Here is a 16,497-nt window from a genome sequence, read left to right on the forward strand (position 1 = left end):
GCACGGCCGGGACCCGGCCCACGCGCTCGCCGAGGTCATCAAGTACGCGATCGGCGCCCGGGCGAAGGCCGCGGCCTGCACGGCGGCCGGGCTGATGACCGCGCCGGCGGTGGTCGCCGCGGCCCGCACGCCGGTGACCGCGGCCGCCAGGATGATGGCGGCAGCCGGCGTGAAGCGGGTGCCCGTCGTGGACGACGACCATCGGCTCGTCGGCATCGCCTCCCGCCGGGACCTCCTCACGGTGTTCCTGCGCCCCGACGAGGCCATCCGCCACGAGATCGTCCGGGGCGTCCTGGAGACGCTGCTGTGGATCGCCCCGACCGAGGTGACGGTCGACGTCCGCCACGGCGTCGTGTACCTCGACGGCGACCTGGACCGCCGCTCGCTCGTCGAGTCCGTGGCCGGCATGGTGCGCGCCGTCGACGGCGTGGTGGACGTCGTGAGCCGCCTGACCTACCGGACGGACGACACGGGCCGGGACCGCGGCGGGTGATGCCACGACCCGACACCGCTCGCCGGGACGGGTGGCATCTGCTGCCCGATCATCCGAACCCGGCCTGGTGGACCCGGCCGGGACCGCTCGCCGGGCGGGAAGGCACGGCGATCCCGTTCCGTCGCGCCGCGCGCCGTGGTGGGATCGGCTCGGGCCGGCCGGCGGCGGGTGGCTCCACCGGGGTCATCGCCTCCGCAGCACGGCAGCCGCCGGGCCGGCCCACTGTACGGCCGGCGCGCGCCGCCGGCCGGGCTCCGGCCATGAGGGAGGCGGTTGGCCCGGCATTGCGTGACCTTCGGCCGATGCGGCTCGTCCAGCGCCCGGTCAGGGTGGACAGGAGGAGGTGCCGTGATGGAAGCCACCGACTGCCTCACCATGGACGGCCGTGTCGTCCACGTCCGGACCATCCGGCCCGACGACGCGCCCGCGCTGCTCGCGCTGCACCAGCGGCTGTCCCCGCGCAACCGGTACCTGCGCTTCTTCTGCGCCGGTGCGGCGCTGGACGCCGAGGTGCGCCGGCTCACCAGGGCCCCGGACGGCGACCATCTCGGTCTGCTCGTCGAGGAGAACGGCCGCGTGCTCGCCGCCGCCTCCTACGAACGGGTCGGCCGGGACCAGGCGGACTTCGCGCTGGTCGTCGCCGACGACCACCACGGCGAGGGCCTGGGCACGCTGCTGCTGGAGCACCTCACGGCCGCCGCCCGGCACGCCGGCATCGCCGAGCTCGTCGGCGACGTGCTGCCGGAGAACGCGGCCATGCTCCGGGTCGGTCACGACATCGCGCCCGGTACGACGAACCGGTTCGTCTACGGCACGGTGCGGATCACCCTGCCGACCCTCCCCGACGATGCGGCGCTGGCCGCGGTCGGCGCCCGGGACCGCACGGCGGCACACCGGTCGCTGCGGCCGTTGCTGGCACCGGCGTCCGTCGCCGTCATCGGCGCCGGGCGGGCGCCCGGCGGGGTCGGGCACGAGGTGCTGGCGTCCCTGCGGGACGGCGGCTACACCGGCGCGCTGTACGCGGTGAACCCCCACGCCGGGCAGGTGTGCGAGGTCGCCGCCCACCCGACGGTGGGCTCGATCGGCGCTCCGGTCGACCTCGCCGTCATCGCCGTGCCGGCCGGTTCGGTCGCCGACGTCGTGCAGCAGTGCTGCGACGCCGGCGTCCGTGCGGCGGTGGTGCTCAGCGCCGGGCTGGACCGCGGCGCCGAGCGGGACCTCGTCGCGTCGGCCCGGCGGCGCGGCATGCGGATCGTTGGCCCGAACTGCCTGGGCGTGATCAACACGGATCCGGCGGTGCGCCTCAATGCGGCGTTCGCGCCGGTGCCGCCGCTCGCCGGAGGGCTCGCGGTGGCCTCCCAGTCGGGTGCGGTGGGCATCGCGATCCTGCAGGCGAGCGCCCGCTGGGGCGTCGGTGTCTCCAGCTTCGTGTCGCTCGGCGACAAGGCGGACGTCAGCGGCAACGACCTGCTCGCCTACTGGTACGACGACCCGGCCACCCGCGCCGTCGCGCTGTACCTGGAGTCGTTCGGCAACCCGCGCCGCTTCGCCTGGGTCGCGCGGGCGCTGGCCCGCCGCAAGCCGGTGCTGGCGGTCAAGAGCGGCCGCTGCGAGAGCGGCCGGCGGGCGGGCGCGTCGCACACGGCCGCCGCGGCCACACCGGACACCGCCGTGGCGGCCCTCTTCGCACAGGCCGGGGTGATCCGCACCGACACGCTCGGCGAGTTGCTCGACACCGCCCGGATGCTCGTCGACCAGCCGCTGCCGGACGGCTGCCGGCTCGCCGTCGTCGGCAACGCCGGCGGGCTCAACGTCCTGGCCGCCGACGCCGCCGGGACCGCCGGGCTGACCGTCCCGGCACTCACCCCGGCGGGTCGCCGGGCGCTGCCCGGGCCGGCCACCGCCAACCCGGTCGATCTCGGCGCCGAGGCGGGCCCGGACGCGATGGCGGACGCGATCCGCGCCGTGGCCGGGTCGGGCGAGGTGGACCTGATGGTCGTGACGTTCGTCGCCACCCGCGCCAACAACAGTGCCGCGACGCTCGCGGCCGTCGCCGCGGCGGTCGACGACTGCCCGGACCTGCCGGTCGCGCTCGTCGCGGTCGGGTTGCCGGACGCCCCGGCGAGCATCGGCGCCCGCCGCGCACCGGTGTTCGAGCTCGCGGAGCCGGCGGTGCTCGCACTGGGCCGGGCCGCCCGCTACGCGGCCTGGCGGCGGGAGCCCGCCGGGAACCGCCCGGTGCTGCCGGGCATCGACGCGGAGGCCGCCCGCGCCGTGGTGCGGCGGGCCCTCGCGACCGGCGACGGCTGGCAACCGGCCGGCGTGGCCCGGTCGCTGCTGTCCTGCTACGGCGTGCCGGTCGTGGAGACCCTCGTCGCCGGCGGCGCCGACGAGGCGGTCCGGCTCGCCGTCGTGGCCGGCTACCCGGTCGCCGTCAAGGCCGCCGCACCCGACATCGTGCACAGGTCCGACATCGGCGCCGTCTGGCTCGGCCTGTCCGACGAGGCCGCCGTCCGCCGGGCGTACCGCGGGATCGGCCTGGCGCTCGGGCAGGCCCGCCCGGAGGTGCTCGTGCAGCCGATGGCCCCGGCCGGGGTCGAGCTCGTGGCCGGCGTGGTCCATGACGAGCTGTTCGGTTCGCTCGTCATACTCGGGCTCGGCGGCGTGCACACCGACCTGCTCGGCGACCGCGCACTGCGCCTCCTGCCGCTCACCGACCGCGACGCCGCCGCCATGTGGCGCGGGCTGCGCGGGGCGCCGCTGCTGACCGGCTACCGCGGACTGCCGCCGGTCGACACGGCCGCCCTGGAGGACCTGCTGCTGCGAATGGGCGCCATGGCCGAGGACCTCCCGGAGATCGCCGAGCTCGACCTCAACCCGGTGCTCGCCGGTCCGGGCGGCTGCACCGCAGTGGACGTGAAGCTGCGCCTGGCCCGGATCGGGGCCGAGCCGGAGACCTACGTCCGGCAGCTGACGCACGCTTGAGATCAGGAATCGGCACAGGGAGGCGAGTCCCATGCGGACGCCAGAACAGATCCTCGCCGGTGCGCGCACCATCGCGGTCGTCGGCGCGTCGCGCGATCCGCAGAAGCCGGCCCACTGGGTCCCGGAGATGCTGCGGGAGCAGGGCTGGCGGGTGATTCCGGTGAACCCGCACGCCGACCGGCTCTTCGGCGAGCACGCCTACGGCCGGCTGGCCGACATCCCCGAGCGCGTCGACGTGGTGGAGGTGTTCCGCCCCGCGCGGGAAGTCCCGGAGATCGCCCGGCAGGCCGCGGCGATCGGTGCCGGCGCCGTCTGGCTCCAGCTGGGCATCGTCAGCCCGGAGGCCCGCCGCATCGCCGACGAGGCCGGCCTGGAGTACGTCGAGGACACGTGCATGGGCGTGGAACGCGCGGTGCACGACCTGGTCCGCGGCGACGAGCGCCCGCACTGCCGGGTGTACCACGGCATCGACCCGGAGCCAGAGGAGGCATCATGACCGTCATCCGACGTCCGGTGGTCGTGGGCATCGACGGCTCGTCGGCTGCGTTCGGCGCGGTGCGCTGGGCCGCCGACGAGGCCGTGCGCCACGGCCAGCCGCTGCGGGTCGCCCATGCGCTGGAGGAGTCCGGCGAGGCATCCGTCGACGAGCAGCGCATCGTCCTCGACGCCGGCGCCGAGGCCCGCAACTGGCAGCCCGGCCTCGACGTGACCACGGCGACGTCCCACGGCAGCCCGGCCCGGATGCTCGTCGAGCAGTCGCGGCACGCGAGCCTCGTCGTCGTCGGCAGCCGCGGCCGCGGCGGGTTCCGCTCGCTGCTCGTCGGTTCGGTGAGCCGGCAGGTCGCCGAGCACGCCCAGTGCCCGGTGCTCGTCGTGCACCACGCGGAACGATGGGCGGGCCCGGAGGCGCAGCTGCCCCGCCATGCGCCGGTCGTCGTCGGCGCCGACGGGTCGGCCGCCGCCGAGCTGGCCGTCGAGCTGGCGTTCGCGGAGGCGTCGTCGCGGGGCGTGGGGCTGACCGCGGTGCGGGCGTGGCGGGAGCCGGCGCACCGGTGGGGGCGCCAGCCGGACACCGACGGGCTGGCGGACGCCGCCCGCCGGGAGCTCGCCGACGACCTCGAGCCGTGGCTGGCGAAGTTCCCGGCCGTCGAGGTGGGGCAGCGGGTGGTGCGCGGCGAGACGGTACCGACGCTGCTCGACGAGGCGCGTGAGGCGCTCATGGTGGTGGTCGGCGCCCGCGGGCACGGCGGTTTCACCGGCCTCGGGCTGGGCTCCGTGCCGTCGCAGGTGCTCGAACACGCCGACGCGCCCGTGCTCATCGCCCGCCGGTCCTGACCGGCGGGCGGCGGCGCGCCTCAGGCGCGGGCGATCAGGACCGGGCAGTCGGCCCGGTGCAGCAGCCGCAGGCTCACCGAGCCGAGCAGCAGCCCGGCGAACCCGCCGTGCCCGCGGTTGCCGACGACGACCAGCTGCGCCTGCCGCGACCGGCGGGCCAGCGCGCCGATGGCGTCGCCGGCGACACCGTCGAAGTCCCACCCGACCCCCGGGTGGCCGGCGGCAGCCGCGGCGACCTGCGCGGCCGCCTCGTCGAACAGCACCCGCCGGACCTCGGTCGCGTCGTGCAGCAGTGGTGGCGCGCCCATCGCCGGCGGCCCCACGCTCGTGTCGACGGCCCGCACCGCCCGCACGTCGCAGCCCCGGCTCGCCGCCTCCACGAACCCGAGCTCGAGTGCCTGGCGGGCCGGCTCGGACGCGTCGAAGCCGACGAGCACCGGCCCGGCCGGGCCGGTGCGGCCCCGGACGACGGCGACCGGGCAGGCGGCGTGGGCGGCCACCTGCTGGCTCACCGAGCCGAGCACGGTACCGGTGGTGGTCCGTCGCCCGCGGGTGCCGACGACGAGCAGCCCGGCGGAGGCGCCGGCCGCCAGCAACGTCTCCGCGGGACGCCCGAGCGTGGCCGTCGTGCTGACCTCGACACCGGGCGACGCGGCCGCGGCCTCCTGGCCGAACCCCTCCGCCTGGGCGTCGGCGAGCTGCTGCGCCGTGTGCGCCAGCTCGGTTCCCGGCGCGAACGCCGCCCACGGCACGCGCCAGTGGTAGGCGAGCAGCACCCGCAGCGGCACCCGGCGACGCGACGCCTCCGCGGCGGCCCACCGGGTGGCGGCCAGCGACGGTGCGCTGCCGTCGACGCCCACGACAACCGGACCCTCGCGCACCATGAGCAAGCCCCCGTCCTGCGAGCGCGGCACCGTCTGCGGCTCGTGGAGCCGCGCCGGAGCCGCTCCTCCAACCATGCCCCGCGCAGAGCCCCGCCGGAGCAGGTCCGCGCACAGGTCACCCACCGGCGCTACCTGCCTGCGACCGACTGGCGCAGCGCGGCGCGCTGGACGACCCGGCGCACGTCACGCGGCGACACGACACCGACGAGCCGGCCCTCGCTGACCACCAGCGCCCGCCCGTCCGTGCTCCCGCTCAGGCGCGGCACCAGATCGACGATCGCCTCGTCCGGACGGGCGACCGGCACCTCGCTCATCGGGCAGGCCGCGTCGCGCAGCCTGGTGCTCGCGCGCTGCTGCGGCGGTACCCGCCTGAGCCGGGCCAGCGTGACCAGCCCGGCCGGGCCGGACTCGTCGACGAGCGGGATCGCCGAGTGCCGCGCCTCGCGCAGTTCGTGGTCGACGAAGTCGGCGACGGTCAGGTCGGCCGGCGCCGTGACGGGATCCGGCGTCATGACGTCGGCCACCCGGATGCCGGCCAGCGCCTTGCCGAGCTCGGCCTGGCGCCGCTCGGCCCCCGCGGCGGCGACGATGAACCAGCCGATGAGCAGCAACCACAGTCCGCCGAACGCCGCACCGGACGCCAGCTGCACGAAGCCGACGGCGATGAGCACCGCGCCGAACCCCTGGCCGGCCCGGGCGGCCGCCGCGGTGGCCCAGGCGCGGTCGCCGCGCCACTTCCACAGCCCGGCGCGCAGCAGCCGCCCGCCGTCCAGTGGCGCCGCCGGGAACAGGTTGAACGCGGCCAGCAGGACGTTGATCCAGGCGAGCCAGCGCACCGTGCCCACGGCCAGCCCGGCCCCGGCGGCGGCCAGGACCGCCGCGACCGCGGCGAAGCCGACCCCGATCAGCAGGCTGACCAGCGGGCCGACACCAGCGATGCGCGCGTCCGCACCGGGCGTGGACGGCTCTCCCCGCAACCGCGCCACGCCACCGAACACCCACAGCGTGATCCCTTCCACCTGCAGGCCGTTGCGGCGCGCGAGGACCGCGTGGGACACCTCGTGCGCGAGCAGGCCCAGCAGGAACACGGCCGCCGCCGACAGCCCGGCCACGGCGTAGGCCCACCCGGGCCGGCCCGGGTACCCGGCCGGGAGCCGCCCGGCCGCCAGCAACCAGGCCAGCAGCACGAAGACGATCAGGACGCTCCAGTTCACACCGACCTCGACGCCGGCGACGCGTCCTAACCGGAAGCTCGACGTCATGCTGACCTCCTCCGGGCACCCGGCCCGGCGCGGCGGCTACGAGCCCGCCGGCACCGGGCGGCCACGCCGTCCGCCGACCCGGCGCGGTGGCCCGGCCGCGGCGACGATGCGAAAGCGCCGGGCCGGCGCGTCGACGTCCGGCTGCGGCTGCGGCGGGTACAGGCCCCGGTATACCACCGGACCCGGCGTCACCCCGCCGGCCACCAGCTGCGCCAGGGCCCGCTCCGTGCCGATGCAGCGGTCCTCGACGTAGTCCAGGCCGGCGTCGGACGCCAGCCGGCGGGCCTGCGGGCTGACGATGCCGGGCTGCAGCCACACCACGCGGGCGCCGATGCCGGCCGCCTGCCGGACCAGCTCGGGCGCCTCGCGGGCCGGCCGGAAGACGTCCACGATGTCCACGGGCCCGGGTATATCGGCCAGCCGCGCATACGCGTGCTCACCGAGCACCCGCTGCGCGAACGGGTTGACCGGAATGATCCGCCATCCCTGCTCCTGCAACGCCTTCGGCACCCAGTGCGCCGGCTTCAGCGGATCACGCGACGCACCGACGACCGCGATCGTCTTCGCCCCGGCAAGGAGCTCCCTCGCGGTACGCATCGGACTCACCTCTCACCGGTTTCCGAACGGACTGTCCTCTTCCCTTCCACCCTCGCCCGCCGCGGGGCCGCCCACAATGGCAAACGTCCCGGACATCCGGGACCTGCGGCTCACCGAGTCGCGACCTGATGACCTGGAGTTGTTCACCCGGCGTTCACCTTGCCACCCTAAATTTCCGCGGGCAACGAACCGGAAGGAAGCCCTCGTGTCCGCACTGCTCTCCGCCATCGCGGTCGAAGTGATCAGCGCTGTGCTCATCTCGCTCATCGTCGGCGTGCTCCGCCGTGTCTTCAGCCGGGCCGCCACGGCCTGAACCCAGCCGTACTCCGGCTGAAGGTCACCCGATCCGCGACCGGATCCACGGGTTGACCGCATACGCGTCGGGTAGGTCAAGGCCTCTTGGAGGTGCTGACCAATGACGACGACCGCACAGACACGCACCCGTAGCCGTCCCAAGTCACGGGCGACCGGCGCAGAGTCGGCGCCCAGGCGGCCCGCCAAGGCGCGGAAGGCCACGGAGCAGGCGACCCAGGTGCGCGCCGAGAAGCGGCGGGCCGCGGCATCGCAACGCGCCGCGGACTCGTCCGGGACGGACCTGGTGACCTGGCAGGACGTGCCGATGCCGAACCTCAAGGTACCGGTCGTGCACATGGGCGCGGCCGGCGTCGGCCCGGCCGTCGAGCGCGTCAGGTGGACCGCCCGCACCATCACCGCCGCGGTACCGAAGCCCCGGCCCGGCCAGCTGCTGTACTACGGCGGTGTCGGAGCCCTGGCCGTCCTCGGCGTCCTGGAGTGGCCGGTCGCCGTCGCCGCCGCGGCAGGAGTGTGGGTAGCGACGCACGACCGTCGCCGCGCCGCCACCGGCGGGTGACCGCCCGAACCGGAACCCGGCCGTCCCGCGGCCGGCGGAAAGCGTGGGCGCGGGACGGCTTGGCGCACATCGAGATTCGCGGTGCCCGGCGGGGCCTGGTCACCGCCGAGCACGGGCGGCTGGTCGAGGAGACCGTCGCGGCCCTGCGCGGTGTGGACTGGGCGGCGTGGAACGCGGCGCTCGGCCGGGTGATCGTCAGCTACGACGAGGGCGTCGACGTCGGCGACCTCCTCGAAGCCGTCACGGAGGCCGAGTCCAGGTTCCTGGACGACGGCGGCTCCAGCCTGGACGCGGAGTCCCGGCAACGGGTCACGCTGGCCGCCGACCTCCTCGGCGCGGCCGGGTCGTTCGTGGCCCGCCGGCTGCGGCTGCCCCCGGCGGCACGCGAGCTCGCCGCCGTCGTGGCGCTCGTCGACCACCTGCCGGGCGTCCGGTCGAGGCTGCGCCGGGTGCTCGGCCACCACGAGGCCGACCTCGTCGTCTCCGCCGTCGGCGCGACGATCAATGCCGCGGGCCAGGCCGAGTTCTCGCTGCTCGCGGACGCCGCCCTGCGCGGCATCCTGCTGCGGGAGATGACGGCACAGCGGGACACCTGGCAGCGCCGGGCGGTCGAGGTGAACCGCACTCCCACCGCGAGCCGGGTCGCGAGCGTCGACGGCGAGCGGCCCACCGAGCTGCCCGACGGGCCGCTCGAACGGTACTCGCGCCGGGTCAGCATGGTGACGCTGCTGGCTGCCGCCGCGGCGACGCAGCTGCCCAGCGGCCTGCGCCGGGCCGCCCGGGTGCTGATGGCGGGCTCGCCCGTTCCCGCCAGCACCGGGCGGGAGGCGTTCGCCGGCAGCCTCGGACGGGTGCTCGCGCGCCGGGACGTGCTCGTCCGCGACCGCACCGCGCTGCGCCGGCTCGACCGGGTCGACACGGTCGTCGTCGACGCCGGCGTCCTGACCGGCGGCCAGCGCGTCATCACGCACGTGGCGCCCGTCGAGGGGTCGGTGGAGGCCGCCTGGGAGGCCGCCGCGCGGCTCGTCGGCGAGCCGCCGGGCAGACCGAACGGCGGCCCGAACAACGGCTCGAACGGCGGCCCGGACGACGACTGGGCGCTCACCGAGCTCCGCCACGTGGAGCACGCGGTCCCGGACGCCGTCCTGCAGGACGCCCGCTCGCACGACGGGAGCCGCGGGACGCTGCAGGCGCTCACCCGCGGCGGCGCCGTCGTCGCCGTCGTGCTGGTGGAGCAGGCGCTGGACCCGCTGACCGCGGCGGTGATCGCGGCGGGCCGCCGGGTCGGCAAGGTCCTGCTGGCCGGTGCGCCGGCCGACGTGCGCCGGCGGGTCCCGGCGGACGGCACGGTTCCCGGCGGCTCGCGCCTCGCCGGGTCGATCCGCGCCCTGCAGGCCGACGGGCGGGTGGTGGTGCTGATCGGTGGCCGCAACGACACCGCGCTCGCCGCGGCGGACTGCGGCTTCGGCGTCCTGCACGAGGACCGCCGGCCGCCCTGGGGCGCCCACCTGATGGGCGGGCCCGGCCTGGAGACGGCCTGGCTGCTGCTGGAGGCGGCGGCCGTGGCCCGGACGGTGAGCCGGCGCAGCACCCACGTGGCGCTGCAGGGCTCGGTGGCGGGCGCGGTGCTGGGGCTCGCCGAGGCCGCCGAGGTCGGCGCGCGGCGGACGTCGCTCGCCACCGCCATGGCGCAGGGGGCCAACATCGTCGGCGCGATGTGGGCGGTGCGCGGCCTGTCCCGCCGTACGCCGCCCGCGCCCGCGGTCGACGTCGCCTGGCACGCGCTGCCCGTTGCCGAGGTCATGCGGGCGCTGGGCACGACGCGGCACGGGCTCGACGAGGACGACGCCGAGCGACGCCGGCGGGACCGGGCGCCGACCGACGCGCCGACCGGGCGTGGTGTGCTCGGCACCATCGTGGGCGAGCTCGACACGCCGCTGACGCTGCCGCTGGCCGCCGGGGCCGGCGTGTCGGCCGCGACCGGGGCGACGAGCGACGCGGCACTGGTCCTCGCCGTCATCCTGGCCAACGCGGTGCTGTCGGGCATCCAGGACGTGGCGGCCCGGCGGGCGCTGCAGGGCCTGGTGAACGAGGCGACCCCGCCGGTGCGGCTGCGCCGGGCCGGCGTCGAGCGGATCGGCCACCTCGACGAGCTGGTCCCCGGCGACGTCGTGCTGCTGGAGCCCGGCGACGCGGTACCGGCGGACGGCCGGCTCCTCGACGCCGCCGGGCTGGAGATGGATGAGTCGCCGCTCACCGGCGAGTCGGTGCCGGTCGCCAAGGACACCGCGGCCGCCCGGGCCGAGGCGATCGCCGAGCGCACCAGCATGGTGTACGCCGGTACCACCGTCGCCGCCGGATCGGCCGTGTGCGTCGTGGTGGCGACCGGCGCGCAGACGGAGGCCGGCCGCAACGCGCTCATCGCGCTGCGGGAACCGCCGCGCAGCGGGGTCCAGCAGCGGCTGCGCGAACTGACGAAGGCGTCCCTGCCGGCGGCCGGCGCGTCGGCGGCGGCCCTGCTCGGCGCCGGCCTGCTGCGGGGCCGGCTGGCCGAGTCGGTCAACAACGCCGTGGCCCTCGCGGTCGCCGCGATCCCGGAGGGGCTGCCGTTCATCGCGACCGCCGCCGAGCTCAGCGCCAGCCGCCGGCTGTCGCGGCGCAACATCCTCGTCCGCGACCCCCGGTCGATGGAGGCGCTCGGCCGGGCCGACGTGATCTGCTTCGACAAGACGGGCACGCTGACCGAGGGCCGGATCGCGCTGCGCAGCGTGTCCGACGGCCGCTCGCGGCTGCCGCTCGACCGGCTCACCCCGCGGCACCGGGAGATCCTCGCCGCCGCGCTGCGCGCCAGCCCGGCCCCGAACGGGGGCGGGGCGCTGCCGCACCCGACCGACCAGGCCGTGGTGACCGGCGCCGCGACGGCCGGGGTCGGCACCGACGAGGCCGCCGACGGCTGGCGGTCGGTCCGTGAGCTGCCGTTCGAGCCGGTCCGCGGCTTCCACGCGGTGCTCGGCGCGGCCGACGCCGGTCAGGTGATCAGCGTCAAGGGCGCGCCGGAGATCACGCTGCCGCGCTGTGTGAGCTGGCGGTCCGACGGGGTGGTACGCCCGCTGACGCCGGCCCACCGGCAGGAGATCGAGGCGGAGGTCGACCGGATGGCCCGGCAGGGCCTGCGGGTGCTCGCGATCGCCGAGCGGGCGGCGTCGTCGCGCGGCCGGCTGGACGACGAGCGGGTCGACGGCATGGAGTTCCTCGGCCTGCTCGGGCTGGCCGACCCGAGCCGGCCGAGCGCGGCCGAGGCGGTGGAGCTGCTGCGCCGGGCCGGCATCCGGGTCCTCATGCTGACCGGCGACCATCCGAGCACGGCGGCGGCGGTCGCGGCCGAGCTCGGCCTGCTCGACGGGGGCACCGTGGTCACCGGGCCGGAGCTGGACGGCGCCGCGGGCGACGAGGCGATCGTCGACGCCCTGGTGTCGAAGGCGTCGGTGTTCGCCCGGGTCAGCCCGGCCCACAAGGTCGCGGTGGTCGAGGCGCTGCACCGGGCCGGGCACAGCGTGGCGGTCACCGGCGACGGCGCCAACGACGCGCCGGCGATCCGGCTCGCCGACGTCGGCATCGCCCTCGGCGAGCAGGCCACGGCGGCGGCCCGCCAGGCGGCGGACCTCATCGTGCTGGACGGCCGGATCGAGACGATCGTCGACGGCGTGGTCGAGGGCCGCGCCATGTGGGCGTCGGTCCGCGAGTCGCTGGCGCTGCTGCTCGGCGGCAACCTCGGCGAGATCCTGTTCACCGTCGGCGGCTCGCTCGCCTCGGCGACGCCGCCGCTGAACACCCGGCAGATCCTGTTCGTCAACCTGATGACGGACCTGCTGCCCGCGATCACGGTCGCGGCCCGCCCGCCGAAGCACGTCAGCCCGGACCAGCTGGTCCGGGAGGGCCCGGAGGCGTCGCTGGGCCGGCTGCTGGCCGGCAACGTGGTCCGCCGTGCGGTCGCGACCTCGGCCGCGACCGCGGGCGCCTGGCTGGCGGCGAAGGCGACCGGGACGAACGCCCGGGCCAGTACCGTGGCTCTCGCCTCGCTCGTCGGCGCACAGCTGGGCCAGACCGCGCTGCTGTCCGGCGGCGACCCGATCGTCCTCGGCGCGGCCGGTGTGTCGACCGCCGCCCTGGTCGGCGTCGTGCAGACGCCGGGCCTGAGCCAGTTCTTCGGCTGCCGCCCGCTCGGACCGTTCGCCTGGAGCATCGTCCTGACCGCGACGGCGGCCGGCACGGCACTCGGTGCGCTGCGGCTCCCGCTGCCGCTGCCGAAGGCGGCGACGCCGGACGAACCGGAGCCGCCTTCCAGCTGACGGGCCGTGGGCAGGGTCAGTGCTCCGCCGGTGCGGGACCGGCGGAGCCGGGGGTCGCCGGGAGGATCATCGTGAAGCACGCGCCCTGCCCGGGGCTGCCGTCGACCTGCAGCTGCCCGCCGTGCGCGTCGAGCACCTCCTGCACCAGCGCCAGCCCGAGCCCGAAGCGGCGGCCCGGCCGGTCGGCGGGGTGGTCGTCGCCCCGCGCGAAGCGGGCCAGCAGCTGGGTGGCCCGGGCCGGGTCGAGCCCCATGCCGTCGTCGACGACCGCCAGCCGGACGCGTTCGTCAACCCGGGCGACGGTGACCGTGACGGTACCCCCGGCGCTGACGTGGGCGAGGGCGTTGTCGACCAGCGCCGCGAGGGCCCGGCGCAGCGAGGAACGCACCCCGGTCACCTCCATCGGTCCGGCACCGATGTCGGTGCGCAGCGTGACGTGCTGCGCGGCCGCGTGGGGCGCGACCGACGCGACGACCTCCCGGGCCAAGCCGGCGGCGTCGACGGGCACGCCGTGGGCCGGCCGGTGCGACAGTTCCGCGGACAGCAGCAGGTCCTCGACCACCTCGCCGAGCGCTCGGGTGTCGGCCACCAGCTCCGCGGCGTCGGTGCGCAGCCGCTCGACGTCGGCGCCGCGGCCGAGCCGCCGCTGCAGCAGTTCGGCGCGTGTGTGCAGCACGGCCAGCGGTGTGCGCAGCTCGTGGCTGGCGTCGGCCACGAAGCGCCGCTGCAGTGACAGTGCGCGGGCCAGTGGGCGTACCGCTCGCCGGCCCAGGACGGCACCGAGCGAGGCGGCCGCGGCGATCCCGATGAGCCCGGCGATCAGCAACGACCGCATGAGCCGCTCACCGGACTCCTCGCGGGCGGTGACGTCGAGCAGCCCGACCGTGCGGCTGCCGTCGGCGTGGTCCACCGCGTAGGCCTCGAAGTGCCGGCCCCCGACGGAGGCGTTGCCGCGTCCGGGCCGCAGGTGCATGAGGTCGATGCGCACCATGGCCGGTGGCGTGCCGCTGCCCGCCTCGATGCTGCCGCCGGCGGTGCGGCGCAGGAGCACGACGCCGTCCGCGGCGGCCAGGTCCGGCCCGGCGGCCAGCGTGACCGAGCGCACGGTCCGCTCCTCGGCCAGGTGCTCGGCCCGGATGGTCAGCGAGAACGCCAGCACGCTGACGAGCACGACGGCGGCGCCGACGGCGGCGGCGACCTGCGCGGCGATCACCGCGGTGGCGCGGCGCAGCAGGCGCGCCTCGGGGTTGCCAGTCATGCGGCCAGTCATGCGGCCGGTCGTGCGGCCCGTCATGCGGTGCCGATCTGATAGCCGAGCCCGCGAACCGTCCTGATGACCGGCCGGCCCAGCTTCCGGCGGAGGTAGTGCACGTAGGTGTCGACGACCCCCGGGCTCTCGGCCGCGTCGAACACCAGGGAGCGCAGGTCGGTACGGCTGAAGACCTGGTGCGGCCGGGCGGCCAGCGTCTGCAGGAGCGCACATTCCCGGTCCGACAGTGCCACCGAGGCACCCGACCGGTCGCGCACCTGCCGGGTCGCCACGTCGAGCCACTGGCGGCCGATCGGCAGCACGCCGGCCTGTTCGCGGTGCCGGCGGCGCAGCGCGCGCAGCCGGGCCAGCAGCTCGTCGGCGTCGAACGGCTTGGTCAGGTAGTCCTCGGCGCCGGCGTCGAGCCCTTCGACGCGGTCGGCCACCGTGCCGCGGGCCGTGAGCACGAGCGCCGCCGTCGTGACACCGCGGTCACGCAGCCGGCGCAGCAGGTCGAGTCCTTCGATCGCCGGCAACCGCCGGTCGACCACGACGACGTCGTACGTGCGGGACAGCCCGAGGTGCAGTCCCTGCTGCCCGTCGCGCGCCAGGTCGACCAGATAGCCCTCGTCGGCCAGCAGTTCCTCCAGCACCCCGGCAAGGCGACGGTCGTCCTCGACGAGCAGCAGCCTGGGGGGCGCGGGCGGGTTGACCACGGCCCAAGCGTGCCATGCGTTCGACTAAGAATGCTCCAAGAACCGGGCGGCAGAGTGACGACGACACCGTCAGACAACACGTCAGACAAACGAGGAGTCGTCCGTGCCCGACACCGTCAACGGCCTGCCGCTGCACCCGCTCGTGGTGCATGCGGTCGTCGTCCTGCTGCCCCTGGCCATCGCCGGGGTGATCGCGATCGCGGTTCGCCCGGCCTGGCGGGCCCGGTTCGGGCCGCTCGTGATCGCCGTGGCCGTCCTGGCCACCGTGGCGATCCCGGTCGCCACGAGCACCGGCGACCAGCTGGCCGGCCGCGTGGGCCTGCCGCACGACCACGCGGAGCTCGGCGAGAGCCTCATCTACTTCGCCCTGGCGCTGCTGGCTGCCGCCGTGACGCTGGTGTGGACGCACCGGCGCCGGGCGACCGCGCCGTCGCGCCCGATGCTGCACACGGCGGTCGCGGTCGTCGCCGTCCTCGTCGCGCTGGCCAGCCTCGTCCAGGTCGTCCGCGTCGGCGACTCCGGCGCCCGAGCGGTATGGGGCGGCAGCACGGCCACGGGCGGGAAGTAGCCGGCCGATCAGCCCACGGATCAGCCGGCGCGGATCAGCCGGCGCGGATCAGCCGGCGGGGATCATCGGTGACGACGCCAGCGCGGCGTGCGGGTCCGGCGCGGTGAGCGGGATCTCGGCGGTCAGCGTGGTGCCCTGCGCGGGCCGGCTGACCACGGCGAACCGGCCGCCCAGGGCCTCGACCCGGTCGCGCAGGCCGACGAGGCCGGTGCCGCCGTCCGGGTCGGCCCCGCCGGTCCCGTCGTCCCGCACGGCCAGCCAGACCCGGACCTCGTCCGCGACGACCGTCACACAGACCGTCGACGCCCCGGCATGCTTCGCGATGTTCGTCAACGCCTCCGACACCACGTAGTACACCGCCACCTCCACCCGCTCCGGCAGCCGCCGGTCGACCCGCAACCGCAGCTCGCACGGCACGGCGCTGCGGCGGGCGAGCCGGCGCAGCATCGGGCCCACGCCACCCTGGGTGAGCAGCGCCGGGTGGATGCCGCGGGCCAGGTCGGACACGCTCTGGTGGATCTCGTTGAGGCAGTGCACGGTGTCGGACAGCAGGTGGCGCACCGCCGGCCGGTCGGCCAGGGCGGACTCCTCGGCGATGCGCAGCCGCAGCGCCAGCGCGACGATGCGCTGCTGGGCCCCGTCGTGCAGGTCGCGCTCGATGCGCCGGCGGGCGTCGTCGGCCGCGGTGACCAGCCGGACGCGGGAGGCGACGAGCCGGGCCCGGTTCTCGGCGTTGGCGATGGCGGTGGCCACCAGCTCGGTGAACGCCTGCAGGCGGGCCTCGGCGTCGGCGGGCACCGGCTCCGGCTGGTGCGACATGACGAGCGTGACGCCCCACAGCTCGCCGTCGACCAGGATCGGCACGCCGGCGCCGCGGTGGACGCCGCGGGCACGCACCCGCTCGGCGATCGGCCCGGTGGCGGTGTCGTAGTCGATGCGCGCCGTGTGGCGGGTGCGCCGGATCATGCCGACGATGTTCTCGCCGTCGGTCGGCACGCTCGGCCGGTCGGCCAGCAGCCGGCCGGCCTCGTCGCGCTCCGAGACGGACGTGACGGTGCCACCCGGCTCGTAGCGCAGGAGCGCGGTGTGGAATCCCGCGAAGAGGTGGTGCAGCTCCGCCGTCACCGCCGCGAACACCTCCGCGGGCGGCCCGCCGGCCGCGACCATCGTGGCCACCCGCCGCAGTGC

General features: G+C 76.4%; 12 protein-coding genes and 1 pseudogene. 7 read left to right on the forward strand and 6 right to left on the reverse strand.

Features of this window, described 5'->3' with window-relative positions; translation table 11 throughout:
- The 4 genes from ABZS66_RS53220 to ABZS66_RS53235 all read left to right on the forward strand — a co-directional run.
- Positions 1-493, forward strand: a 493-nt coding sequence (locus tag ABZS66_RS53220; RefSeq protein ID WP_354771162.1) for a CBS domain-containing protein, incomplete at its 5' end; no start/stop codon positions are given.
- 351 nt (positions 494-844) lie between these two features.
- Positions 845-3,478 carry a GNAT family N-acetyltransferase gene (locus ABZS66_RS53225; protein ID WP_354771164.1) on the forward strand — a complete coding sequence of 878 codons (2,634 nt, stop codon included), beginning with the start codon at positions 845-847 and terminating at the stop codon, positions 3,476-3,478.
- Positions 3,479-3,509: 31 nt separating this feature from the next.
- Positions 3,510-3,974, forward strand: a complete 465-nt coding sequence (locus ABZS66_RS53230) for a CoA-binding protein (RefSeq protein ID WP_354771166.1) — start codon at positions 3,510-3,512, stop codon at positions 3,972-3,974.
- On the forward strand, positions 3,971-4,813 hold the full coding sequence (locus ABZS66_RS53235; protein WP_354771168.1) for a universal stress protein: 843 nt from the start codon (positions 3,971-3,973) through the stop codon (positions 4,811-4,813). Before ABZS66_RS53230 ends, ABZS66_RS53235 begins: the two co-directional genes overlap by 4 nt.
- 20 nt (positions 4,814-4,833) lie before the next feature.
- Here the strand turns inward: ABZS66_RS53235 and ABZS66_RS53240 are convergent, their stop codons facing one another.
- The 3 genes and pseudogenes from ABZS66_RS53240 to ABZS66_RS53250 form a co-directional block, all read right to left on the reverse strand.
- The gene (locus ABZS66_RS53240) at positions 4,834-5,697 is read right to left on the reverse strand and encodes a universal stress protein (RefSeq protein ID WP_354771184.1); all 864 of its coding nucleotides are present in this window, start codon (positions 5,695-5,697) and stop codon (positions 4,834-4,836) included.
- 128 nt (positions 5,698-5,825) lie between these two features.
- Positions 5,826-6,959, reverse strand: coding sequence for a site-2 protease family protein (locus ABZS66_RS53245; RefSeq protein WP_354771170.1), 1,134 nt, complete (start codon positions 6,957-6,959; stop codon positions 5,826-5,828).
- A 231-nt stretch (positions 6,960-7,190) separates the two neighbouring features.
- Positions 7,191-7,556 (reverse strand): annotated as a pseudogene (locus tag ABZS66_RS53250) (CoA-binding protein); the annotation flags it as partial.
- Positions 7,557-7,971: 415 nt separating this feature from the next.
- Between ABZS66_RS53250 and ABZS66_RS53255 the strand changes: the two are divergent.
- Entirely contained in the window at positions 7,972-8,427 is a 456-nt protein-coding gene (locus ABZS66_RS53255; protein ID WP_354771172.1) for a hypothetical protein, read from the forward strand.
- A gap of 59 nt (positions 8,428-8,486) precedes the next feature.
- Positions 8,487-12,776 carry an HAD-IC family P-type ATPase gene (locus ABZS66_RS53260; protein ID WP_354771174.1) on the forward strand — a complete coding sequence of 1,430 codons (4,290 nt, stop codon included), beginning with the start codon at positions 8,487-8,489 and terminating at the stop codon, positions 12,774-12,776.
- A gap of 16 nt (positions 12,777-12,792) precedes the next feature.
- Here the strand turns inward: ABZS66_RS53260 and ABZS66_RS53265 are convergent, their stop codons facing one another.
- Both ABZS66_RS53265 and ABZS66_RS53270 read right to left on the reverse strand, forming a co-directional pair.
- The gene (locus ABZS66_RS53265) at positions 12,793-14,034 is read right to left on the reverse strand and encodes a HAMP domain-containing sensor histidine kinase (protein WP_354771176.1); all 1,242 of its coding nucleotides are present in this window, start codon (positions 14,032-14,034) and stop codon (positions 12,793-12,795) included.
- Positions 14,035-14,066: 32 nt separating this feature from the next.
- Complete coding sequence (locus ABZS66_RS53270; RefSeq protein ID WP_354771178.1) at positions 14,067-14,741, reverse strand: response regulator transcription factor; 675 nt, start codon at positions 14,739-14,741, stop codon at positions 14,067-14,069.
- A 103-nt stretch (positions 14,742-14,844) separates the two neighbouring features.
- Here ABZS66_RS53270 and ABZS66_RS53275 point away from each other — a divergent pair, with 103 nt between their 5' ends.
- Complete coding sequence (locus ABZS66_RS53275; protein WP_354771180.1) at positions 14,845-15,309, forward strand: DUF2231 domain-containing protein; 465 nt, start codon at positions 14,845-14,847, stop codon at positions 15,307-15,309.
- A gap of 48 nt (positions 15,310-15,357) precedes the next feature.
- On the opposite strand, the gene ABZS66_RS53280 is transcribed toward ABZS66_RS53275, so the two are convergent.
- Positions 15,358-16,497: ATP-binding protein (locus ABZS66_RS53280; RefSeq protein WP_354771182.1), on the reverse strand; the 1,140-nt coding region annotated here is incomplete at its 5' end.

Source organism: Dactylosporangium sp. NPDC005572, assembly GCF_040605515.1.
Classification (GTDB): domain Bacteria; phylum Actinomycetota; class Actinomycetes; order Mycobacteriales; family Micromonosporaceae; genus Dactylosporangium.

Excerpts from the sequence above, each read along its gene's own strand:
- ABZS66_RS53225 (WP_354771164.1), top strand. The coding sequence starts at position 845 with ATGGAAGCCACCGACTGCCTCACCATGGACGGCCGTGTCGTCCACGTC.
- ABZS66_RS53230 (WP_354771166.1), top strand. The coding sequence starts at position 3,510 with ATGCGGACGCCAGAACAGATCCTCGCCGGTGCGCGCACCATCGCGGTC.
- ABZS66_RS53235 (WP_354771168.1), top strand. The coding sequence starts at position 3,971 with ATGACCGTCATCCGACGTCCGGTGGTCGTGGGCATCGACGGCTCGTCG.
- ABZS66_RS53240 (WP_354771184.1), bottom strand. The coding sequence starts at position 5,697 with ATGGTGCGCGAGGGTCCGGTTGTCGTGGGCGTCGACGGCAGCGCACCG.
- ABZS66_RS53245 (WP_354771170.1), bottom strand. The coding sequence starts at position 6,959 with ATGACGTCGAGCTTCCGGTTAGGACGCGTCGCCGGCGTCGAGGTCGGT.
- ABZS66_RS53255 (WP_354771172.1), top strand. The coding sequence starts at position 7,972 with ATGACGACGACCGCACAGACACGCACCCGTAGCCGTCCCAAGTCACGG.
- ABZS66_RS53265 (WP_354771176.1), bottom strand. The coding sequence starts at position 14,034 with ATGACTGGCAACCCCGAGGCGCGCCTGCTGCGCCGCGCCACCGCGGTG.